General features: G+C 71.7%; 17 protein-coding genes. 9 read left to right on the forward strand and 8 right to left on the reverse strand.

Going from position 1 to position 21,127, the window contains the following annotated elements:
* Nucleotides 1-38: 38 nt before the first annotated feature.
* On the forward strand, nucleotides 39-1,538 hold the full coding sequence (locus Aco04nite_RS12270) for a hypothetical protein (protein WP_212997370.1): 1,500 nt from the start codon (nucleotides 39-41) through the stop codon (nucleotides 1,536-1,538).
* Nucleotides 1,539-1,578: 40 nt separating this feature from the next.
* On the opposite strand, the gene Aco04nite_RS12275 is transcribed toward Aco04nite_RS12270, so the two are convergent.
* Both Aco04nite_RS12275 and Aco04nite_RS12280 read right to left on the reverse strand, forming a co-directional pair.
* Nucleotides 1,579-3,930, reverse strand: coding sequence for a VIT domain-containing protein (locus Aco04nite_RS12275; protein WP_212997371.1), 2,352 nt, complete (start codon nucleotides 3,928-3,930; stop codon nucleotides 1,579-1,581).
* Complete coding sequence (locus Aco04nite_RS12280) at nucleotides 3,927-4,514, reverse strand: MerR family transcriptional regulator (protein ID WP_244875932.1); 588 nt, start codon at nucleotides 4,512-4,514, stop codon at nucleotides 3,927-3,929. Before Aco04nite_RS12280 ends, Aco04nite_RS12275 begins: the two co-directional genes overlap by 4 nt.
* A gap of 86 nt (nucleotides 4,515-4,600) precedes the next feature.
* On the opposite strand from Aco04nite_RS12280, the gene Aco04nite_RS12285 reads away from it, so the two are divergent.
* The 4 genes from Aco04nite_RS12285 to Aco04nite_RS12300 are packed head-to-tail and all read left to right on the forward strand — an operon-like array spanning nucleotide 4,601 to nucleotide 7,741.
* On the forward strand, nucleotides 4,601-5,032 hold the full coding sequence (locus Aco04nite_RS12285; RefSeq protein WP_212997372.1) for a MarR family winged helix-turn-helix transcriptional regulator: 432 nt from the start codon (nucleotides 4,601-4,603) through the stop codon (nucleotides 5,030-5,032).
* A gap of 5 nt (nucleotides 5,033-5,037) precedes the next feature.
* Nucleotides 5,038-6,393: an MFS transporter gene (locus tag Aco04nite_RS12290; protein ID WP_212997390.1), complete on the forward strand. Its 1,356-nt coding sequence runs from the start codon at nucleotides 5,038-5,040 to the stop codon at nucleotides 6,391-6,393.
* 8 nt (nucleotides 6,394-6,401) lie between these two features.
* Nucleotides 6,402-6,992 (forward strand): hydrolase, encoded by a 591-nt coding sequence (locus Aco04nite_RS12295; protein ID WP_212997373.1) that lies wholly within the window; start codon nucleotides 6,402-6,404, stop codon nucleotides 6,990-6,992.
* The gene (locus Aco04nite_RS12300; protein WP_212997374.1) at nucleotides 6,989-7,741 is read left to right on the forward strand and encodes a dienelactone hydrolase family protein; all 753 of its coding nucleotides are present in this window, start codon (nucleotides 6,989-6,991) and stop codon (nucleotides 7,739-7,741) included. The genes Aco04nite_RS12295 and Aco04nite_RS12300 overlap by 4 nt, the downstream gene beginning before the upstream one ends.
* A 7-nt stretch (nucleotides 7,742-7,748) precedes the next feature.
* Here the strand turns inward: Aco04nite_RS12300 and Aco04nite_RS12305 are convergent, their stop codons facing one another.
* The 3 genes from Aco04nite_RS12305 to Aco04nite_RS12315 form a co-directional block, all read right to left on the reverse strand.
* The gene (locus Aco04nite_RS12305; RefSeq protein ID WP_244875933.1) at nucleotides 7,749-9,857 is read right to left on the reverse strand and encodes a M6 family metallopeptidase; all 2,109 of its coding nucleotides are present in this window, start codon (nucleotides 9,855-9,857) and stop codon (nucleotides 7,749-7,751) included.
* A gap of 66 nt (nucleotides 9,858-9,923) precedes the next feature.
* Nucleotides 9,924-10,184 carry a hypothetical protein gene (locus tag Aco04nite_RS12310; RefSeq protein ID WP_212997375.1) on the reverse strand — a complete coding sequence of 87 codons (261 nt, stop codon included), beginning with the start codon at nucleotides 10,182-10,184 and terminating at the stop codon, nucleotides 9,924-9,926.
* Between the two features lie 97 nt (nucleotides 10,185-10,281).
* Nucleotides 10,282-11,832, reverse strand: a complete 1,551-nt coding sequence (locus Aco04nite_RS12315) for a CBM96 family carbohydrate-binding protein (RefSeq protein WP_212997376.1) — start codon at nucleotides 11,830-11,832, stop codon at nucleotides 10,282-10,284.
* Nucleotides 11,833-12,096: 264 nt separating this feature from the next.
* On the opposite strand from Aco04nite_RS12315, the gene Aco04nite_RS12320 reads away from it, so the two are divergent.
* Nucleotides 12,097-13,308 carry a dipeptidase gene (locus Aco04nite_RS12320; protein ID WP_244875934.1) on the forward strand — a complete coding sequence of 404 codons (1,212 nt, stop codon included), beginning with the start codon at nucleotides 12,097-12,099 and terminating at the stop codon, nucleotides 13,306-13,308.
* 28 nt (nucleotides 13,309-13,336) lie between these two features.
* On the opposite strand, the gene Aco04nite_RS12325 is transcribed toward Aco04nite_RS12320, so the two are convergent.
* Nucleotides 13,337-14,020: a response regulator gene (locus tag Aco04nite_RS12325; protein ID WP_212997393.1), complete on the reverse strand. Its 684-nt coding sequence runs from the start codon at nucleotides 14,018-14,020 to the stop codon at nucleotides 13,337-13,339.
* Nucleotides 14,017-15,282: a sensor histidine kinase gene (locus Aco04nite_RS12330; RefSeq protein WP_212997377.1), complete on the reverse strand. Its 1,266-nt coding sequence runs from the start codon at nucleotides 15,280-15,282 to the stop codon at nucleotides 14,017-14,019. Before Aco04nite_RS12330 ends, Aco04nite_RS12325 begins: the two co-directional genes overlap by 4 nt.
* A gap of 153 nt (nucleotides 15,283-15,435) precedes the next feature.
* Between Aco04nite_RS12330 and Aco04nite_RS12335 the strand changes: the two genes are divergently transcribed.
* From Aco04nite_RS12335 to Aco04nite_RS12345, 3 genes are all read left to right on the forward strand, one after another.
* Nucleotides 15,436-16,335 carry an ABC transporter ATP-binding protein gene (locus Aco04nite_RS12335; protein WP_212997378.1) on the forward strand — a complete coding sequence of 300 codons (900 nt, stop codon included), beginning with the start codon at nucleotides 15,436-15,438 and terminating at the stop codon, nucleotides 16,333-16,335.
* Entirely contained in the window at nucleotides 16,332-17,135 is an 804-nt protein-coding gene (locus Aco04nite_RS12340; RefSeq protein ID WP_438874909.1) for an ABC transporter permease, read from the forward strand. Before Aco04nite_RS12335 ends, Aco04nite_RS12340 begins: the two co-directional genes overlap by 4 nt.
* 160 nt (nucleotides 17,136-17,295) lie before the next feature.
* Entirely contained in the window at nucleotides 17,296-20,019 is a 2,724-nt protein-coding gene (locus tag Aco04nite_RS12345) for a putative bifunctional diguanylate cyclase/phosphodiesterase (protein WP_212997379.1), read from the forward strand.
* On the opposite strand, the gene Aco04nite_RS12350 is transcribed toward Aco04nite_RS12345, so the two are convergent.
* Entirely contained in the window at nucleotides 20,016-21,101 is a 1,086-nt protein-coding gene (locus tag Aco04nite_RS12350; RefSeq protein WP_212997380.1) for a PucR family transcriptional regulator, read from the reverse strand. The genes Aco04nite_RS12345 and Aco04nite_RS12350 overlap by 4 nt on opposite strands.
* Nucleotides 21,102-21,127 lie beyond the last annotated feature (26 nt).

The following is a 21,127-nucleotide window of genomic DNA, read 5'->3' on the forward strand; positions in this document are numbered from 1 at the left end:
GCGGCGCGGAACGTCGTGAGCTGGTTGGATCGGCGATCGTGCACCTACGATCCTCCTCGTTCGACGACAGTTCCGGCGCCCGGCCCGACAAGCCGGTGACGCCCCACCCGGTGACGCCCCACCCGGTGACGCCCCACCCGGTGACGCCCGATCCCGATCAGCCCCACCCGGTGGCATCCACGGCCCGCCGGTCCCGGAAACGGCTGCTTCTCGGCGGCGCGCTCGCCGCCGTCGTTGCGGCAGGCGCTGCCGTGGCTGTGGTGGTGACGGGGCCGGCGCAGAGCGGGAAGGCGGAGGGTTTCACCAGGTACGTCGCGACGGGTGAGCCGTTCACGCTGCCCGCCGGGCGCACGGCGATGAGCCCGGCCAACGATCCCAACTCGGGGCTGACCTCTTTCATCGTGAAGGACGTGCTCGACCGGCAGGCCCAGGCGCTGCTGCGGCATGACCTCACCGGGTGGCTCGCCACCGTCGATCCGGCCAAGCCGAAGGTCGTGGCGTACTACCGGGATCTCTACGCGGCCATGCAGGCGCTGGACGTCACCGGCTTCGCCTACGAGAACACCGGGTCGATCGACATCACCAGTAAGAACGATCTGCGCTGGCAGTCCGACTACGGCATCACCTACTGCTTCAGCCGGCCCGAGTGCGCCGGTGGGGGCAGGGCCGGGCCGCTGGGCTCGCCGTCGATCACCCAGCATCTGAGCCTGCGCAAGGCCGATGGCGGGTGGCTGATCGAGGGCGTCGGCACGTCGAAGAAGCCCGGGCGGTACGAGCCGACGCCGTGGCAGAACGGCGGGATGGTGTTCGCGCGGGGCAAGCGGGTGACGGTCGGGGCGACCCGGGGGCACGACAAGCGGATCAAGGAACTGGCCGCGATCGCTGACAAGGCAGCCGCGGTCACGGACCGGTACGCAGCGAAGCTGGGTAGTTCCCCGAACCGCTACCGGATCTACCTCGCCACCGACAAGGAGTGGAGTGCCTGGTTCACGTCGGGCGAGGAGGAAGGTTACCGGGGTCAGGCGTTCTCCATCAACGACATCCAGTCGGAGGTCGTGCTCAAGGCCTCGGAGCTGGGTGGCGCCGCTGACGCCCGGGCGGTCATCCAGCACGAGCTCGGTCACGTCGTCGCGTTCGACGGCACGGGGGTCGGGCAGGTCCCCGTCACGATGTTCTACGACTGGTTGTCGGAGGGCTTCGCCGAATACGTCTCCTACGACGGGCGCCCGGCCACCTCCAGCGACCGCGCACCGGCCGTGCGTACCCTGGTGAAGAGCCGGAAGCCCTACCGTTCCCTCGACGTCGGGCGCCCGTCGGTGACGTCGAAACTGCCGACCATCAACCAGTTCTACGGCTGGGGCGCGTTCGCCGTCGACTGCATGGCGCAGAAGTACGGCAAGCCGGCGATGCTCGGCTTCATCAAGGACATGTACCGGACCCGGAGCATGACCCTCGACAGAGCCGCGCAGAAGAATTACGGCGTCCCGTTCGACGAGCTCAGCGACAGTTGCGTCAGCTGGATCGCCAAGAAGTTCTGAACCCGGCCGCGGCTCACGCGGGAGCCGCGGCCGGAAGGGGTCAGCGTTTCCAGAAGGGCTTGCGGGTGGACCCGGCCGAGCCGAAATTGGTGAGGGTCTCGGTGGCGTCGGCCCAGGCGCCGGCCAGGTCGTCGATCGTGGACAGGCGGCGGGCAAGGTCGCGCAGGGACTCGATCTCGGGGGCGGTCATGGCTTCCAGGAGGGCTGTCAGGCGGGTGGCGAGGTCGGCGAGGAGGTCGCGGCGTTCGAGGGCGGAGCGGCCGCGGGCCTCGTCGAGCCGGGTGGCCTCCAGTTTCACGATGGTGGTGAGCTCGTCGAGGGTCAGGCCGGTGCTGGTGGGGGCGGTGGCCAGTTTCGCCATGCGGCCGGAGGCGGGGGTGCGGGCGCGCATCATCGCCGACGGGACCGCGGCGAAAGGTGCGGGGCCGCCCGGGGCGCCGGGCGCGGCCTGGGCGCGGACCGGGGCGAAGCTGGGGGCCGGGGGAGCCGCCGGGGCGCCGGAGAACGACGGGGGCACGGGCGGGGCGGCGCCGGCGACGATGAAGGAGGCGTCGACCGATTCGTAGCGCTGCCAGCCGGACGGCGACTCGACGGGCTGGGTGACGCGGCGGGGTTTGCCGGTTTCGGCGACGATCTCGGTGTCGACGGCGACGAAGGCGGTGAAGCGGCACAGGACGCCGTAGCGCAGGGAGGTCGCGACGATCTGCTCCTCCAGGGTCTGGTCGCCGGCGGCGTAGCGGTCCTCCAGGTCGCGCAGGTGAGCGCGGGCCCATTGGGCGGTGATCGCCGGTTCTTCGCGCTGGTCGACCGGGACGTCGACGGTGAACGGCCGGTCGTCGCGGGTGGTGCCGGTGACGGTGACGGTGGCCGGGGCGTCGCCCTGGTAGCGGCCGAAGAGCACGAGCGGGACGCCCGGGAAGATCGACTGGGGACGGTCCTGCTCCACGCCGGTCACGGTGATGCCGGTGACCAGGGGTGCGCCGATGCGGCGGTGGATCTGCTCCATGGCCTCGTCGAGGCGGTCCTCGCTCTCGACCAGCTCGCAGCGGCCGGCGCCGATCGCGGCGAGGCGGCCGAGGAAGCCCGCGTTGACCGCGCGGTCGATGCCGACCGTGTGGATGCGGGTGGTGCCGACGAGCTTGGTGACCTCGGCGATGATCTGGTCCTCGTTGCCGACCTGGCCATCGGTGACCAGGACCAGCACCCGGTCACGCTCCTTGACGTCGGACAGCAGCGCCAGGCCGTCGCGCAGCGGGGTGAGCAACTCCGTGCCGCCGCGGGCGTCGGCGCGGGCGAGGTGCTCCACGGCGCGGAAGCGGTGGCGGTCGGTAGCGTCGGACAGGCCGGTGCCGAGGTCGTCGGGGTGGCTCACCTGGTGGTCGAAGGTGAGCACGGCGAAGCGGTCGCCGGCGGTGAGCGTGTCGACCACGCGGGCGGCGGCGCGGCGGGCGGCGACCATCTTCCAGCCGCCCATGCTGCCCGAGCGGTCGAGCAGCAGCACGACGTCCTTGGGCCGAGCGGGCCCGTCGGCGACAACCGGCGGCGTCACCACGAGCTGATAGGTGCCGCCGGTCTCGTCGGATACGAACACCGCGCCGGACCCGTTGCCCTCGTAGGGCAGACGCAGGACGAAGTCGCGGTCGGCGCGTTCCCCCGCGGCGATCTCGACGCGCCCGCCGGCGGTGGTGACGGTGTGCAGGCTGGAGCGGATCTCGCCCAGCGGCAGGCCCGCGGTGTCGATGTCGACGCCGATGGACAGCCGCAGCGGGTTGGGGAAGCCCGGCAGCAGCACCGGGGGAGAGATGCGGGAGGCGTCGGGCACGGCGTCGGTGTCGCGCAGCTGGCCGTCGCCGACCGGCTCGCCCGGCAGCGGCATGCCCGGCACGTAGCGGGGTGCGACCACGAGCGGGAAGCGGAACGTCGCGGCGTCGTCCTCCCACGGCAGGGGGCCGACGAGGGTGAGCTCGACGGTGACGCGCTCGCCGGGCTGGATGTTGCCGACGCGCATGGTGAAGACGTCGGGGCGTTCCTCCTCGGCGATGGAGGCGCGTTTGCCGGCCTCGATCGCCTGGTCGTACGCCTGCCGCGCCGCGCCGCGCTCCTGCAGCTCGGCCTCGACCGTGCGGCCGTCCGCGGTCATGGTCATGCCGGTCACCGCGGCCCGGTCGGGGAGCGGGAAGACATAGGTCGCCTCGAGCGACGTGTCGTACGCGTTGACGAACTCGGTGGTCACCGTGGTCCGGGCGACCAGGCCGCTGATCCTGGCCTGCACGTCGAGACGGTCGAGGGGCAGGTTGCCGCGCTCGGTGCGCAGCGCGCCGAGCCCCGCGTCGGGCAGGATCCGGATGCGGCCGAGCTCCGCCGGCTCCATCGGCGTGACGGAAAGGGTCATGACGGGCTCCCATCTTCGGTGGTGATCAGCAGGCCCCGGTCGTGCAGCAGGGCCAGCAGGGGTGCGGCCGCGGCGGTCACCGCGTCCAGGTCGCCGGGGGAGAGACGGACGGGAAGGACCAGAACGGCTCCGCCTCCCAGGGTGATGCCACTGACTTCTGTCGATGCGGCCGGGCGCCGCGGGCCGGAGGACGACGCCGCAGGCAGGGACGGTGCGGCGGCCCAGAAGCGCGCCGGTGCTGGAGAGGATTCCCCCGAAAGAGGCGCGACAACCGGAAGTTGAGCGACGGCGGCCAGCTCCGCGTCGCTCGCGCCGGTCAGCTCGGCCTGGATGGCGGCCAGGGAGTGCCCCTGAGCCTGGCGGCGCTTGACCGCCACGATCTGCGCGAGGTGCCGCGGGCCGTAGAGCGCGCTGCGCCCGCGCATCCCCGAGGGCCGGTCCACCAGGCCGGTGGTCGTGTACCACCGGATGGCCCGCCGGTCGGGGACGTCGCGGACCCGGCCGTTGGGCGCACCGGCGTATTCGGCCGCCAGCGCCTGGCGTACCCGATCCACCAACTCGTCCATCGTCCACATGCCGACCATATTGACACTGTCATCGTGACACTGTCAACGTAAAAACCTTCAGGCAAAACTGGCCAGTTTCAACTGAAGGCTTTACGGTGGGACCCATGACCTCCACATCCGCCGAACAGGCTGCCCGCGACGTCCGGGTCGTGGTCGGCCGTCTGCGCCGCCGGCTCAAGGAGGTCGCCGGTCTGGACGACCTGACCCCCTCGCAGACCTCGGTGCTGAGCCGGCTGAGCAAGGACGGCGCGGCCTCCGCCAGCGATCTCGCGGCCGCCGAGCGCGTTCGCCCCCAGTCGATCGCCGCGACCCTCGCCGTGCTGGACGAACGAGCCATGATCGAGCGTCGCCCCGACCCGCACGACGGCCGCCGCCAGCTGATCTCCCTGACCACGCACGGCCGGGAGCTGATCGAGGGCAGCCGGCAGGCGCGGGAGGAGTGGCTGGCGAAGGCGCTGGACGAGCGCTGCACCGAGCAGGAACGGCAGACGATCATCGCCGCGCTGGCCCTGCTGGAGAAGGTGAGCGAGCAGTGACCGCGATGACCACCGCGCCCGCGGCGTTCGACCGGCGACTGCTCCCGCCGATGCTGCTGGGCACCGTCCTCAACCCGGTCAACTCGTCGATGATCGCCGTCGCGCTGATCCCGATCGGTCTCGCGCTGGGTGCCTCCCCGGCACAGACGGCGTGGCTGGTGTCCGGCCTCTATCTCGCGACCGCCGTGGGGCAGCCGGTGGTCGGCAAGCTCGTCGACACGTACGGTCCGCGCAAGCTCTATCTGGCCGGTGCCGTGCTGCTGGGTCTCGGTGGCCTCGCCGGTGCGCTCGCCCCGGACCTGTGGGTCCTGGTGATCGCCCGGGTCCTGATCGGATTCGGTACGTGTGCCGGCTACCCCGCCGCGATGTACCTGGTCCGCCGTGAGGCCGAGCGCACCGGCGCGAAGAGTCCCGCCGGCGTGCTGACCGCGCTCGCCGTGGGAGCGCAGACCGTCGCCGTGGTGGGGCCGACCGTCGGCGGCCTGCTCATCGGGCTCGGCGGCTGGCGCACGATCTTCGCGATCAACGTCCCGATGGCGCTGCTGTGCCTGGTCCTCGGCACCTGGCGACTGCCGCGCACGGCGGCCCCGCGGGAACGGCCCCGCTTCGATGTGATCGGCATCGGACTGTTCGCCGTGTCGCTGACGGCGCTGCTGTTCTTCCTGATGGAGCCGCACGTGGTCACGCTGTGGCTGCTGGCGCTGACCGTCGCCGGGGGAGCGGGCTTCGCCGTGCGCGAACTGCGTACCCGGGAGCCCTTTCTCGATCTTCGGGTGCTCGGCGGGAACGGGCCGCTGCTGACGACGTACGGGCGCAACCTGCTCGCGTACGCCGTCTCCTATGCCTTCATCTACGGGTATACGCAGTGGCTGGAGGCGGGCCGCGGCCTCAGCGCCTCGCATGCCGGCCTGATCCTGCTGCCCTCGTTCCTGATGGCCATCGTGGTCTCCACGCTCACCGGCCGGCACCGCGGCGTGCGCGCCAAACTCCTCGTCGGCGCGGCCGCCCAGATCGTCGCGTGTGCGCTGCTGCTCGTCGTGGATCAGGGCACCCCGCTGGTCGCCCTGATCGGTCTCGGTCTCGTGGTCGGCATCCCGCAGGGCCTCAACAACCTGGCCAACCAGAACGCCGTGTTCCACCAGGCGCAGGCCGACCGGATGGGGCAGAGCGCCGGACTGCTGCGCACGTTCACCTACCTCGGCGCGATCCTCGCCTCCGCCGCGAACGGTGCCTTCCTCGGCGCGGACGCCGGCACCGCCGGCCTGCACCACCTGGCGATCTTCATGCTCGGCGCGGCGACGCTCATGCTCGTCGTGATCATCCCCGACCGGTCCCTGAAACTGGTCAACGCACAGAGGTAAGGATGCACATGCCCGTCACGACCCTCGACCCGAAGACCGCTCTGGTCGTCATCGATCTGCAGAAAGGCATCATGGGCGCGACCGGCGCGCCCCACTCGACCGCCGAGGTGACCGCCCGCTCGGCCGAGCTCGCCACCGCCTTCCGCGCCGCCGGCCTCCCCGTGGTGCTGGTGCGCGTGAGCTTCGCCCCGGACGGCGCGGACGCGGCACCCGGCCGCACCGACATCCCGAGCACCCGGAGCGCCACGCCGCCGCAGGGCTGGGACGAGATCGTCGACGATCTGGCCGGGCACCCGGGCGACATCCTGGTCACCAAACGCAACTGGGGCGCGTTCTTCGGCACCGATCTCGACCTGCAGCTGCGCCGCCGCGGCGTCACCCAGATCGTTCTCACCGGCATCGCCACGAGCATCGGCGTCGAGTCGACCGCCCGCGCCGCCTACGAGCACGGTTATCACGTCACGCTGGCCACGGACGCGATGACCGACCGGAGCGGGGACGCCCACACCCACAGCGTGGAGCGGATCTTCCCCCGCCTCGGCGAGACCGGCACGACCGCCGACATCCTCCGCAAGATCACGGCTACGGTGGCGGCATGACACCAGAACACCAGACCCTCCTCGACTCCGTCCCCGCCGGCGCGGGCGCGCGGATCGAGGAGGAGACCGTCGACTACCGGCACGGCGACGTCACCCTCGAGGGCTACGTCGCGCACGACGCCGCGATCACCGAGCGCCGCCCCGGCATCCTCGTCGTGCACGACTGGACGGGACTGCGGGACTATCCGAAGGTCCGGGCGCAGATGCTGGCCCGGCTCGGCTACGTCGCGTTCGCCGTCGACGTCTACGGCACCGGCATCCGCCCCACGGAGCACGAGCAGGCGCAGGCCGAGGCGATGAAGTACTACGGCGACCTCCCGCTGATGCGCGAGCGGGTCCGGGCCGGCTACGAGCAGCTCGCCGCGGACCCGCGCGTCGACCCCGAGCGGATCGCGATCATCGGCTACTGCTTCGGCGGGTCCGCGGCGCTGGAGTTCGCGCGCACGGGGGTGGCGCTGCGCGGTGCGGCCTCGTTCCACGGCGCGCTCAGCACCCACGACGCGAGCGACCCGGGCGACATCAAGGCACCGCTGCTGATCCTGACCGGCGCCGCCGACCCGGTCGTCCCGGACGACGCGCTCGTCGCCTACGAGAACGAGCTGCGGGCGGCCGGCGCCGACTTCGAGATCATCAGCTACTCGGGGGCGCCGCACGCGTTCACGCTGCCGGGCATCGACGCGTACCGTCCGAAGGCCGACGCCCGGAGCTGGCAGCGGCTCACCGGCTTCCTCGACGAGGTTTTCGCCTGATCGGTCCTCAGCTGCCGCCGGGCTGGGTCACGCCGTTCGCTTCCAGGACGTAGGGCGCGTACTGCTCCAGCTCTCCGGTCGGCTCGTCGTAGGAGACGACAGCGACCACCTTCTCGTACGCCCGGAGCGCACTCACCTGCGTCACCGGCACCTGCCGCGCGCGCGGTCCGTCGTCGTCCAGCCCGATGAGTCGTACGTTCCACGCGTGCACCGCGTCCGGCACGATCTGCGTCGGCGAGCGGAACGCCGCGAGGCCGGTGCCGTCGCTGATCGTCACGCCGCCCAGCGAGATGTCGTCGAGGTACCAGCCGCCCTCGTCGACCGCGCCGTCGCTGACATAGCGGAAACCGAGCAGGACCTTCTTCCCGGCGTACGCGGACAGGTCGTAGGTGTGCGGCTGGAGCCCGTCCGTGCTGCCCGTGACGCCGGGGCCGAGCGGCCCGCCGACCGTGTGATCGCCGGCGACCGCGGTGTAGGTCCTCCCGCCGTCCGTGGACACGGTGACGTACCCGTAGTCGTACCCGTTCTCGGCGCCGTACGCCTCCTGCAGTCTCAGCGTCGGGTCGTCCTTGGGCACCTGCACGGCAACCACCGCGGCGGCGTCGATGTTGTTGCCGCGCCCCGAGAAGAGCGCGCCGTCGCGGACCGTCCACGTGAGCGGCAGAGCGGGCAGCGTCCTCGCCCCCGTGAACCGCACCGACTTCACCTCGGCACCGGTGAGGTAGTCCCCGTTCGCATCGCGCAGCCGCACGTAGTCGGCACCGTTCGGCGCCGCGCCGGCCCAGTCGTAGGAGTCGGGGTTCGCGAGGTTGACCGTGGCGCGCAGACTCGGCGCCGTCACCCTCGCCAGGGGTACGCCCACCATGACGCCGTCATCGCCGACCGCCTTGTCGACCAGGCTCATAGTCTGGAAATCGTGCAGGACGCCGTAGAGGCGTACCGCATCACCCAGCGCCGCCTGCACCCCCGCCAGACCCTGATGCGCCCCGTCACGGTGCAGCCGCGACAGCGCCTCCGCCCCGAACCGGTCCCGCAGATACAGCATGAACTGGTACGCGTTCCCGTAGTCCGCGAGCACCTCCGCGGGCGCGCCCTCGTCCCACAGCGTGAGGGAATTCTGCGCACCCCCGCAGTCCCGGGGATTGGTGTTGTACTTCGTCTCCACCACCGCGAACCCCTGGAAACAGGTCAGATGCGTGTCCGCACCCGGGTGGTAGATCGTGGCACTCGCGTCCACATAGCCGACCAGGGTCTGCGCGTAGTCGGACAGCCCCTCGTTGACCCAGGTCACCTCGTCCGGATCGGTGTACTGCTGCAACAGGTGCTGCCACTCGTGCGCGAACGTCCCCTCGTACATCCGGGGCCGCGCGGGCCGGCTCGTGCACACGTCCCCGGTCGGCTCGTCGGGCGGCGTGGCGCCGGTGCGGTGCTTCCAGTCGTACGCGTCGATCGTCATCACGTTGCGGTCGACCAGCTCGTTGATCTGCGGTGAGAAGAAGCCCGCGACATAGGTCGGCGCCTTGGGGAACGTGTAGAAATTGTCGTCGCGCACATTGTCGACGAGCGTCACCGTCCTGTCCCCGTCCCCGGTGAAATCCCCGGTGATCAGCGGATCGGTCCCGTCCCGCCCGGCCGGCGTACTGAACGCACTCGTCTCCCGCGGCCAGATCGTGGTGTCGAACTCGTGGACCAGCGCGTTCACCTGGGCATCGGTCACGTCGGTGGAGTTGCGCGGCCGGCAGTCACGCTCCGGGAACCGCAGATCGTTCGCGACCCAGACCTCGATGTGCTCCCCGACCGCCCGCAGGGTGAAATCCTTGCGGTAGTAGTTCCCGTTCGCATCATCCAGACCGAGCCACTGCCGGACGGTGCCGACCCCGACGTCTGCCCGCCCTTTTCTGACGGTACGCCCGAAGCCCAGCCCCGCCGTCGAATAGGTCCTCCGCGACGGCTCCCGGGTGTCGTCCACGATGCCGCCGGCCTGGTGCGGCACAGCGGCCTGCTCCGGTGCGGCTGGGCCTTGTCGGGAGGCGGCGGAGGCTTGCGGGGGCGGCGGCGTCAGCAGCAGGGAAGCGGCTGCGGCGGCGGCGAGGCAGGGGCGGACGTAGGCGCGCACCCGCAGAACGCTACAGGGACATATTGCCCACAAGCGCCCATTTCGGTCCAGTCTCGCCTGTTCGTGCTACTCGAACAGCGAGTGATCCCGCCCGTCGCGCGCCCGCGCCCGCCGCCGCAACTGGACGACAACCGCGTCCACGACGGCCACCACCGCCCACGCGGCGAGCAACCACCCGGGCACGGTCCACCCGGCCCGGAACAGCAGCACCGACAACACACCGCAGACAACGAACCCGAACGCGGCGAGAACCAGCCGGAGGTTGAGCGCGCTGTAGGGCTCTCCCACCGTCCCCCGCCGCCCAGGCGGCTGCGCTCCGATCGGCATCCCCCGACCCTAACGCCCGCGCCACCTCGCCCCCACGCGGACCATGCCTGACGAAAGAAGCCGCCCCGCGTGTTCGCGGGGCGGCTCGATCCGTGGTTCAGCCGATCCTGACGTCGAAGAGCTTGTCGGCGGCGAGCTTGCGGAAGGCGGCGAGGTTGGCCGGCGTGCTGTCGATGCTGATGTCGCGGTCGCCCTGGTCGTCGTGCTTGGTGTCGAAGTAGACGACGGCCTTGATCTGCTTGCGCCTGGCGAGCTCGGGCAGGACGCTGCGGAAGGCGGCGGTCTTGTCGGCGGTCATGCCGACCCGGTGGTAGACACCCCACTCGGCGACCATGAGCGGCTTCGAGGCGTGCTTGGTGGCGGCCCAGTCGTAGAAGCCCTGGCCACCCTTGGCGGAGCGGTCGAGCAGGTCACCGAAGAGGCCGGCGTGGTAGGCGCCCTGCTCGGCGCTGACGTACGAGTCCAGGCCGATCCAGTCGATGACGTCGTCGCCCGGGTAGAGGTCCTTCCACCAGGACTTCGCCATCCACTTCTCGTTGCCCATGTACGCGAGGACGTTGATCGCGTTGCCGACGCCCTGGGCGCGCAGCCGCTGGATCGTGTGGCGGTACATCGCCGCGAAGTCCTTGGCCTGCCAGCCCGTGCCGGTCTCGACGACGTCGTTCTCGGGCTCGTGGTTGAGGACGAGGAAGAACTTCTCGGGGAACGAGGACTTGATCCGGGCGGCGAACCGGTCGATGCGCGCGTCCTGCTCACCCTTGGCGACCCTGGCCCAGTCGGAGCCGTACGCGATCTTCCAGTTGATCAGCAGCACCCGGGGGTGGGCGGTGTCGCGGGCCATGGCCATCTCGGCCTTGGTCGGGAAAGGCTCATCACCCTTGTGGTACGTGTGGAAGATGCTCGCCGTGCGACCGCTGAGCTTCTCCCAGTCCTGCAGCGCGGCATCGCGCGGAGCCGTCGTGAAACCACCGGCGGCGGCACCCCAGAGCACTCCGCAGGAGGGTACGAGCAGCGCGCCCGTCGTGCACTGTCCCGCTGACGCCGAGGGCGGCGGCATGTCCTCGTCCTCGACCGCCGGCGGGATGGTCTCGGCGGGCAGGGCCGCGGTCCTCGTGCTGATGCGCAGCGCCGGGCCGGTGGTGCTCTCCGCACTGCGGAACCGGGTCACCACGTCCTTGGCGCCCGACTGCAGCGCGAACGAGTAGACACCCGGGCCGGTCACGACCTTGCCGAGGTCGAAGCTCACGTCGGCGGCCTTCGTGACGGTCGCCGTCGCGACGACAGCGCCCAGCGCGGGGGCGTTCGCCGCGGTCAGCGTCTTCTCGGACCAGCGCGTGCCGGCGACCCGGTTCAGCGTGTACTTGCCGGTGGCGCTGCCGTCCACGGCCAGCTTCAGCACGGCGCCGGTGACCTTGGTGCCGGCGGGAACTACGAAACGCAGGAAGCCGACCTTCTTGTCGCTGCCCAGGTGCCCGACGGCCAGCTTCTCGTCGGCGCCGAACACCGTGTTCTTACGGCTGCTCGACGCGTACGTGTCGTCGGTGGCGGCGAGGGTGATGCCGGTCTTGTCCGCGGCGTGGGCCGCGGGTCCGAGCGCGCCCGCGCCGGCCGCGATCGCGATCAGGGCGGTCATCGACTTCTTCAGCATCTGTTTTCTCCCCCGCGTCTGCCCGGCGTCTCGGCCGGGCGGGCTTTTGCCCGGCGTTCCGGCCGGGCAAGGCGCCCGGCGTTTCGGCCGGGCATGCGGTGAAGATTCCGGGACGGGGGGAGCGCGGGCCGGTCCCGCGAGGGTGCGCGGAGGTTGCGGGTGAGCCTTTCGGCGGGACTTGAGGATTTCCCGGCCGCGGATATCGGGCACCTGGGCAGTTCCGGTCATATGCTTCGCAGGCCCTGATCAACTCCAGGAGGCTCCGTGGAACCCCTCTCGCCCGTCGTCGACGCCGCCCTCGCCGCCATGCCGGTCATCGACGGGCACAACGACCTCCCCATGGCGCTGCGCGCGAAGGCCGGTTATCGGGTCGCCGGGCTCGCCGCGAACCGCCCGGAGTTCCACACGGACATCGCCCGCCTGCGCGAGGGCCGGGTCGGCGGCCAGTTCTGGTCGGTCTACGTCCCGTCGGACCTCACCGAGCCCGAAGCCGTCGCCGCCACCATGGAACAGGTCGACGCCGTCTACCGCCTGGTCCGGGCCTACCCCCGCGATCTGGCCATCGCGTTCACCGCAGCCGACGTCACCGCCGCGATCGCCTCGGGCCGCATCGCCTCGCTGATCGGCATCGAAGGCGGCCACAGCCTGGCCTCGTCACTGGGCGTGCTGCGTGCCTTCGCCCGCCTCGGTGTGCGCTACGTGACGCTGACCCACAACCACAACACGCCCTGGGCCGACTCCGCCACCGACGAACCCGCGGCCGGCGGCCTCAGCGACGAGGGCCGCGCCGTGGTCGCGGAGATGCAACGGATCGGCGTACTCGTCGACCTCTCCCATGTCGCCGCCACCACCATGCACGCCGCCCTGGACGTGGCGACCGCCCCGATCATCTTCAGCCACTCCTCCGCCAGGGCCCTCTGCGACCACCGCCGCAACGTCCCGGACGACGTTCTGTCACGCCTTCCCGGCAACGGCGGCGTCTGCATGGCCACCTTCGTCCCGCCCTTCGTCTCCGCCGAGGTCAAGGCCTGGGCCGCGGCGGCGGACGAGGAATGGGCCCGCCTGGACCTCCCCGTCCCCTACGAGTGGCCCCGGGCCCCGCGCCCCGGCGAGGATCTCGTAGCCGACCCACCCGGCAAGGGCATCTGGGGCGACGACGTCCCTCCCGCCTTCGCTCCCTGGCTCACCGCCAACCCGCGCCCCACCGCCACCATCGCCCAGGTCGCGGATCACATCGACCACATCCGCGAGGTCGCGGGCCCCGGCCACGTGGGCCTCGGCGGCGACTACGACGGCTGCGACCTGCTCCCCGAGGGCCTCGAGGACGTCTCGGGCTACCCCCGGCTGCTCCTCGAGCTCTCCTCCCGCGGCTGGACCCCGCAGGACCTGGCCCGGCTCACCGGCGGCAACATCCTCCGCGTCCTGCGGGAAGCCGAGAGCCACGCCGCCGAACCCATGTGGCCCACCGCTCTCTGACGCCTCGGTCGCTGATGCCGGGCCTGCGTCATGCCAGGCCCGCGTCGTGGACGAGGAGGGCGACCTGGACGCGGTTGTTGAGGCTGAGCTTGACGAGCAGCCGGGAGACGTGGGCCTTGACCGTGGCCACGCTCATGAAGAGCTCCTGGGAGATCTCCGCGTTCGACCTGCCCCGGCCGATGGCGAGCGCGACATCCCGCTCGCGCTCGCTCAGGGCGCCGATCATGGTCAGTGCCTGACGGCGACCGGGATGCCGGTCGGGACCGGCGACGTGGGCGATCAGCCGGCGGGTGACCGTGGGGGAGAGCATCGCCTCGCCGCCCGCCACCTTGCGGACCGCGTCCAGGATCGCCGCCGGCGGCGTGTCCTTGAGCAGGAACCCACTTGCCCCCGCCCGCAACGCCCGCAACACGAACTCGTCGGCGTCGAAGGTCGTCAGCACGATCACCTCGGGTGACTCCGCCCGCCCCCGCAGCGTCTCGGTCGCCGCCAGCCCGTCCACGCGCGGCATGCGGATGTCCATGAGCACCACGTCCGGCCGGTGGGCGGCGACCGCGGCGGGAACCTCCGACCCGTCCGCCGCCTCGCCCACCACCTCGAGGTCCCCGGCCCCCGACAGGATCATGGAGAGCCCGGCCCGGACGAGCGCGTCGTCGTCGACGATCAGCACCCGGATCGGCTCTCGCACCGTCTCCTGCTCCCGCACGGTCATGCGGGCGGCCACGGGAGCCAGGCCTCCAGGACGAAGTCGCCCTGGGTGTCGTGACCGTGGACGATGGTCCCGCCCGCGAGGGTGGCCCGCTCGGCCAGGCCGATCAGGCCGGTGCCCGTCCCGGGGATCGTCACGACGGGCCGTGCGACCGGCGCCGGATTGCGTATGCCGATGGTGAGCCCCGCACCCGCCGCACCGCCGACCGCGACCTTCACCGCGGTGCCGGGGGCGTGCTTGCGGGCATTCGTCAGGCCTTCCTGAATGATCCTGTACGCCGTGCGCCCCGTGCCGACCGGCAGCTGCTGCGCCTCGTCGACCGCCACGTCGAGGCGCACCTTCACGCCGGCCGCCCGGGACTCCGCCGCGAGGGCGGGCAGTTCGCGCAGCGTGGGCTGGGGCCGCTCCGGGGCGGCATCGTCCGTGGACTCGCGCAGCACCCCGATCACCTCGCGGAGGTCCTGCAGGGCCAGGTGGGCGCTGGCCCGGATCACGCCGGCCGCCCCGGCGATCTCGGCCGGGGGCGCGTCGGGCCGGAACTCGAGTGCCCCGGCGTGCAGGCTGAGCAGGGAGATGCGGTGCGCGAGCACGTCGTGCATCTCGCGGGCGATGCGGGTGCGTTCGAGCGCGCGGGCCTGCGCCACCCGCAGCCGCTGCTCGGACTCGGCGCGCTCGGCGCGGTCGCGCAGGGAGACCACGAGCTGGCGGCGGGCGCGCACGGTCATCCCCCAGAGCTGAACGATGATGATGAAGACGATTCCCCACACGAACGACTCCACGAACGTGCCGCCCTGCTCGGGGCGCACCACGCAGAACACCGCGTTGGTGACGAACCCCGCCGCGCCGACCCAGAGGGCCGTCACGAACGGCCGGTGCACCGCCACCGTGAACAGGGAGATGAGGATGGCGACCGCGGCGGTGACCGACACCAGGCTGAGGACCAGCATCAGGACGGCGAACGCAACCGGCCACCGGCGCCGCCACCAGAGCGCGACCGAGCACAGCACCCCGAGGAACAGGTCGGCCCAGATCAGCCACTCGGGCGTTCCCGCCCATTGGCCGATCATGGAGGGCTCGGCGCTGAACAGGTCACCCGTGCAGAGCAGCGCCCAGACCAGGCTCAGCAGGAAGCAGGCGGCGTCGACGAACCAGTCGCGCATCGAGCGCGGGCCGCCCTGGCTCACCGGCTGGTCGCGCAGGGCCGCCGGGAGCAGAAAGCTGTATTCGGACGGCTCTGCCGCCGGGCGTACCGCCAGTTCTCCCATGCCGTCATGGTAGGTCGGCGGCACCGGCGCCGATACCGACCAAAGTCGGGGATCGGGGCATACCTTGGTCCGCCGGACCCATGGACCGAGGTATGCCCCGGGAGAGACTCCTGGCCGTCGCGGGCAACCGGCCGGTCCCGGCAGGCTCGGCGCATGATTTCGGTTGACCACCTGAGCAAACGGTACGGGGCCCACCCGGCCGTGAACGACGTGTCGTTCACCTGCGGGCCCGGCACGGTGACCGGCTTCCTGGGGCCCAACGGGGCCGGCAAGTCCACCACCATGCGGATGATCTGCGGGCTGACCGCGCCCACCTCCGGCACGGCGACCATCGACGGCCGCCCCTATCAGCGCCTGGCCAACCCCGGTCGGCGCATCGGTGTGCTGCTGGACGCGTCCGCGCAGCACGCCGGACGGACCGGGCGGGAGATCCTGACCCTCGCCGCGATGACCCAGGGCCTGGACCGCCGCCGGGTCGACGAGAGCCTGGACCGCGTCGGGCTCAACAACACCGCCGCCAAACGGCGGGTCAAGGCCTACTCGCTCGGCATGCGCCAGCGGCTCGGCCTGGCGTACGCCCTGCTCGGCGATCCCGGCATCCTGATCCTCGACGAGCCCGCCAACGGCCTCGACCCGGAGGGGATCTTCTGGATGCGGGGCCTGCTGCGCGACTTCGCGGACCGGGGCGGCACGGTGCTGCTCTCGTCCCATCTGCTCCGCGAGGTGGAGGCGGTCGCGGACCGGCTGGTGGTGATCGGCGGCGGCCGGGTGGTCGCCCAGGGCGACAAGGACGAACTGCTGGCCGCCTCGGGCACGGTCGTCAGGGCGCTCGACATGGCGGGCCTCGACGCGGTGCTCACCCGCGCGGGACTGACCGCTGTGACGTCGGCCGACGGGAGCGTCGTCGTGCAGGCCGACGCGGAGACCATCGGCCGGGCTGCCGCTCAGGCCGCGCTCGTCCTCCTCGAGCTGCGACCGGCCGGCAGCGGCGGGCTCGAGCAGATGTTCCTGACCCTGACCGCAGGTGATTCGGTGAAGGAGGCAGTCCGATGACCGCCGTGCAGAGTCCGCAGACCGTTCCCGCCGACGTCGCAGGCCCCGGGCCGGGCGAGCGCGCGGGAAAGATCTCGATGGTGACGCTCACCCGCGTGGAGCTCCGCAAGCTGGCGGATACCCGGTCCGGGTTCTGGATGCTGGTGGTGATCGGTCTGGCCGGGGCCGCCACCGCCGCGATCATGCTCCTGGCGGCGCCGGGCGAGGAACAGGCCTTCCAGCCGCTGCTGGCGTTCGCGCTGCTGCCGGCGAGCGTGCTCCTGCCGGTGCTGGGCATCCTGTCGATGACCAGCGAGTGGTCGCAGCGCACGGCGCTGACGACGTTCACCCTGGTGCCCGAGCGGGGACGGGTGATCCTGGCGAAACTGCTGGCGTGCGTCCTCATCGCCGTCGCCGCCACGGTGGCAGCGGCCGCGCTGAGCGCCGTGGCGAACCTGATCGCGATCGGCATCGGCGGGGACGGCAGCTGGCACCTCACCGCCGACCAGGCCGGGCGGCTCCTGCTCAACCAGGTCGTCTTCGTCCTGATGGGCACGGCGTTCGGTGCGCTGCTGATGAACTCCCCGCTGGCGATCGTGCTGTTCTTCGCGATCCCGACAGCCTGGACGGTGCTCTCGTCGCTGGTGAAGTGGCTGGCGACGGCAGCGGAGTGGATCGACATCAACATGACGTCGACGCCGCTGAGCCAGCCGGACATGAGCGCCGGTGAGTGGGCGAGACTCGCGGTGTCGGCAGCGGTCTGGATTCTGCTGCCCCTGGTAGCGGGAACGGTCCGGGTCCTGCGCCGCGAGGTGAACTGACCCCCGGCTGAGGGGAGGGCTTGGCCCATTACTGGGAGGGGTTGGCCGGCGACTCTGCGAGGTCTCCGGCGAATCCTCTCAGGTGGCCCGTCGACCGCCCGATCTCGTCGGGGAAGGCGTGCCGCACGGCACCGTCATCCGGCGTGGGGAGGGGCGTGCGATGACCGGCATCCTGCGCCGGAATTCCTGGACCGCGGCCGTCGGGCTCCTGGTGGCCGCGTTCGCGGCCGTCATGCTGCTGGCGCCGGGCGGCGAGGTGGTCACCGAGGCGGTGTCCAACGTCGCGTCGCTGCTGATGACGGTCGCCGCGGGCAGTGCCTGTCTCGTGCGTGCCGTCCGGCGGCGGGGACGCACCGGGGTGGCCTGGGCGGGGATCGGGCTGGGGTGTCTCTCGTACGGGTCCGGCGAGCTGGTCTGGACGTGGGTGCAGAGCATCGAACGCCAGGTCGTGGCCTCTCCGGGGCCGGCCGACGTGGGCTACCTCGCCATGGTCCCGCTGATCACGCTGGGGCTGCTGTTCATTCCGGTGACCCGTCAGACGCCGGCCAACCGGGTCCGCAGCGTGGTCGACGGGCTCATGATCGCCTGCTCGCTGTTGCTGATCAGCTGGATCGCGGTGCTGCACCCGCTGATCGAGACCGGCGCCGACTCGGCGCTCGCGCTGACCGTGCTGCTCGCGTACCCGATCGGTGATGTCGTCCTGATCACCGTCGTGCTGTACATGCTCGCCCAGTTGCGCCGCGAGGGGCAGGACTACGGGTCGCTCATGCTGATCGGCGCGGCCATGGTGGTCGTGGGCGTGGCCGACAGCGTGTACGCGTACCTCGCCCTGCACGGCGCGTACGCCTCGGGGGGCTGGCTCGACACGGGCTGGTTCCTCTGCTTCGGGCTGGTCCTGCTGGCCGCCCGCCGTCCGGAGCGGCCCCCGGGGCCCCGTCCGCAGCGGCGCACGAGCCCGGTCCGGGAGTTTGCCGGGCAGCCGTTCGCGCTACTGGTGCCCTATGTCGCCGTGATCACCGCGCTGGTCTGCAGCGTCGTGTTCTACGCCCTGAACGGGCGCGTCGACGCCTTCTACTCCGGCTCCCGGTCGGTGCTGATCCTGCTGATCGTGGCCCGTCAGCTGCTCACCCTGCTGGAGAACCGGCAGCTCACCGGCGACCTGGAACGCAGGGTCGGCGCCCGCACGCAGGAGTTGCGCGCCAGCGAGCTGCGGTTCCGGGCTCTGGTGCAGCAGAGCTCCGACTCGGTGGCGATCATCGAGGCCGACTCGACCATCCGCTATCAGGGCGAGTCGGTCGAGCGGATCTTCGGGTGGCCCGCGGAGGTCCTGATCGGCCGCCGCCTGGTCGACATCGTGGAGAAGGAGGGGCTGCCGCAGCTGCGGGCCGCGCTCGTGGACGCACTGGGGGCGCCGGGGCAGGCAATGGTCTTCGAGCTGCCGGTCCCGCACGCCGACGGCCGGATCCGGCTGGCGGAGATGACCATGACCAACCTGCTGGACGATCCGGGCGTACGCGGGCTCGTGCTCAACACGCGTGACGTGCACGACGCGAAGGAGCTGCAGGACCGGCTGGTGCACGAGGCGTATCACGACAGCCTGACCGGGCTGGCGAGCCGGGCGCTGTTCACCGAGCGGGTGACGGAGGCTGTGGCGGGCGGTACGCGTACCCGGGAAGTGGCGATCCTGGTCATTGATCTCGATGGTTTCAAGGAGATCAACGACAGCCTCGGCCACGCCGTCGGCGACCAGCTGCTGATCCAGGTGGCGGGGCGGCTGCTGAAGGCCGTCCGGGAGTGCGACACGGTGGCGCGCTTCGGCGGGGACGAGTTCGGTGTGGTCGTGGAGTCGTCGCCCACCGCGCGGCGGGACGCCGAGATCGTGGCCGCGCGGATCGTCGCCGCCCTGCAGGAGCCGTTCCTGGTCGGCGAGCGGGAGCTGCGCACGTCGGCGAGCATCGGGCTGGCCTGCGCGGATGACGCCGCCGACCTCGACTCGCTGATCCGCAACGCGGACCTGGCGATGTACCGCGCGAAGTCGGCCGGCGGGGACTGCGTCGCCGGCTACGACCCGGCGATGCTGGCCGGGCTCGTCGAGCGGCTCGAGCTGGAGGCGGATCTGCGCGTGGCGCTGACCCGCGACGAGCTGGTCCTGCACTACCAGCCGACCGTCGACCTGCGGACGTCCGGGATCGTGGGGTTCGAGGCCCTGGTCCGCTGGCAGCACCCGGTGCGCGGCATGGTGTCGCCGCTCGACTTCATCGGCATCGCCGAGGCGACCGGCCTGATCGTGCCGCTGGGCCGGTGGGTGCTCACCGAGGCCTGCCGCCAGGCGGTCGCGTGGGGCGCGGCGGGGGAGCGTCCGCTGAAGATGGCGGTCAACGTCTCGGTCCGCCAGTTCGAGCACGGGGACCTGTCGGCGATGGTCGCCGAGGTGCTCGCCGAGACGGGCATGCCCGCCGAGCGGCTGTGCCTGGAGATGACCGAGAGCGTCCTGCTCACCGACACCGACGAGAATCTCACCCAGCTGCACCGGCTCAAGGCGCTGGGGGTCACCCTCGCCATGGACGATTTCGGTACGGGCTACTCGTCGCTGGCCTACCTGCGCCGCTACCCGATGGACATCCTGAAGATCGACCGCTCGTTCGTGGACCGCCTCGGCGGGGACCGCGAGGACGAGGCGCTGGTCCGCACGATCGTCCGGCTGGGCCGCAGCCTCGGTATGACCACGGTCGCCGAGGGGATCGAGGACGCGGTGCAGCTGGGCGTGCTCCGCGATCTCCAGGTCGACCTGGCGCAGGGCTTCTACCTGTCCCGCCCGCTGCCGGCCGCCGAGGCGGGACGCGTCCTCGACGAGGGCCTGACCAAGCTCGCACTGGCCTCCTAGGACGCCGTAGGGAGGGTGTGGGCGAGCGCCAGTTGCAGGTGGAGCCGGGCGTCGGGATCGTCGAGCAGGTCGCCGAGGACCTGCCTGATCTTGCGGAGCCGGTAACGGACGGTCTGCGGATGGGCGTGCAGCGCCTCCGCGGTCGCCAGCACCTGACCCTGCGCCCGGAGCCAGGCGTGCAGGGTTTCCCGCTCCGGTGTGCGTAACGGGGCGAGCGGGGCCAGCCACGTGGCGGCGTACCGATCCATCAGGCCCGGCTCCCACCCGGTGACCAGGTCGAAGAGGTGGTCGTCGCAGCGCAGCAACCCGGCACCCGGCAGGATCCGCAGCGCGCGCCGCGACAGCCGGTAGGACTCCCGCGTCGCGGCCAGCGGCACGGTCGGGCCGAGCGTGGCATGCCGGCGCAGCAGAACCGCGCCGAGATGGGTGAGCCGCCCGGGGGTGTCCGGCGCGGGGACGATCATGACGGTGGCGTCGTCGATGACGGTGGCGACGGTGCCGTGGCCCGCCGCGCGGCTGAGGTTGGCGCCGTCTGTGCCCTCGGCGCAGATCACGGCCGCTGTCGCGGGCAGGGGCCAGCGTGCGGCGTCCGCGGCGGCCTGCAGCACGGTGGCGCCGGGCGGGTCGGGCTGGACGAGCAGGGTGATGAGCCTGCGCCGGGTGGTGTCCCAGTCGCGTCCGTGGCTCTCCTGCTCGTCGAGGTAGCCCTGGGCCGCGGCGCCGGCGAGCGTGTCGACGAAGCCGAAGAGCGTGGACGCCAGGCCGTACAGCAACCGGGGTGGCAGGTCGAGGCCGGTCAGGTAGTCCCACAGGTCGCGGGCGCCGACGGTCAGGATCGCGCGCAGGGCGTCGACGCGGTGGCCCTCACGGAACTCGGTGCGCCCGAGCCGGGTGAAGACCGCGCGGGCGGGGCCGAGGTCGCAGGCCGGGTCGGCGACGAGGCGGACGAACGCGTCGGCGGCGGTCTCCACGCCGAGGGTGAGGCCGCGGCCCTGGCCGCCGGTGAGTGACCTGCCCTGCGCGCTCATCTGCGCGCGGATGGTCCGCAGGAGCCGTTCGCTGACCGTCGCGCTGTCGAACACTTGTCACCTCGGTGATAAACGCGCGC

Origin of the sequence: Winogradskya consettensis, from assembly GCF_018332715.1 — a bacterium.
In the GTDB taxonomy this organism is placed as follows: Bacteria; Actinomycetota; Actinomycetes; order Mycobacteriales; family Micromonosporaceae; genus Actinoplanes; species Actinoplanes consettensis.

Coding starts and splice junctions, on each gene's coding strand:
- Aco04nite_RS12275 (WP_212997371.1), bottom strand. CDS start 3,930: ATGACCCTTTCCGTCACGCCGATGGAGCCGGCGGAGCTCGGCCGCATC.
- Aco04nite_RS12280 (WP_244875932.1), bottom strand. CDS start 4,514: ATGGTCGGCATGTGGACGATGGACGAGTTGGTGGATCGGGTACGCCAG.
- Aco04nite_RS12285 (WP_212997372.1), top strand. CDS start 4,601: ATGACCTCCACATCCGCCGAACAGGCTGCCCGCGACGTCCGGGTCGTG.
- Aco04nite_RS12290 (WP_212997390.1), top strand. CDS start 5,038: ATGACCACCGCGCCCGCGGCGTTCGACCGGCGACTGCTCCCGCCGATG.
- Aco04nite_RS12295 (WP_212997373.1), top strand. CDS start 6,402: ATGCCCGTCACGACCCTCGACCCGAAGACCGCTCTGGTCGTCATCGAT.
- Aco04nite_RS12300 (WP_212997374.1), top strand. CDS start 6,989: ATGACACCAGAACACCAGACCCTCCTCGACTCCGTCCCCGCCGGCGCG.
- Aco04nite_RS12310 (WP_212997375.1), bottom strand. CDS start 10,184: ATGCCGATCGGAGCGCAGCCGCCTGGGCGGCGGGGGACGGTGGGAGAG.
- Aco04nite_RS12315 (WP_212997376.1), bottom strand. CDS start 11,832: ATGCTGAAGAAGTCGATGACCGCCCTGATCGCGATCGCGGCCGGCGCG.
- Aco04nite_RS12325 (WP_212997393.1), bottom strand. CDS start 14,020: ATGACCGTGCGGGAGCAGGAGACGGTGCGAGAGCCGATCCGGGTGCTG.
- Aco04nite_RS12330 (WP_212997377.1), bottom strand. CDS start 15,282: ATGGGAGAACTGGCGGTACGCCCGGCGGCAGAGCCGTCCGAATACAGC.
- Aco04nite_RS12335 (WP_212997378.1), top strand. CDS start 15,436: ATGATTTCGGTTGACCACCTGAGCAAACGGTACGGGGCCCACCCGGCC.
- Aco04nite_RS12340 (WP_438874909.1), top strand. CDS start 16,332: ATGACCGCCGTGCAGAGTCCGCAGACCGTTCCCGCCGACGTCGCAGGC.
- Aco04nite_RS12345 (WP_212997379.1), top strand. CDS start 17,296: ATGACCGGCATCCTGCGCCGGAATTCCTGGACCGCGGCCGTCGGGCTC.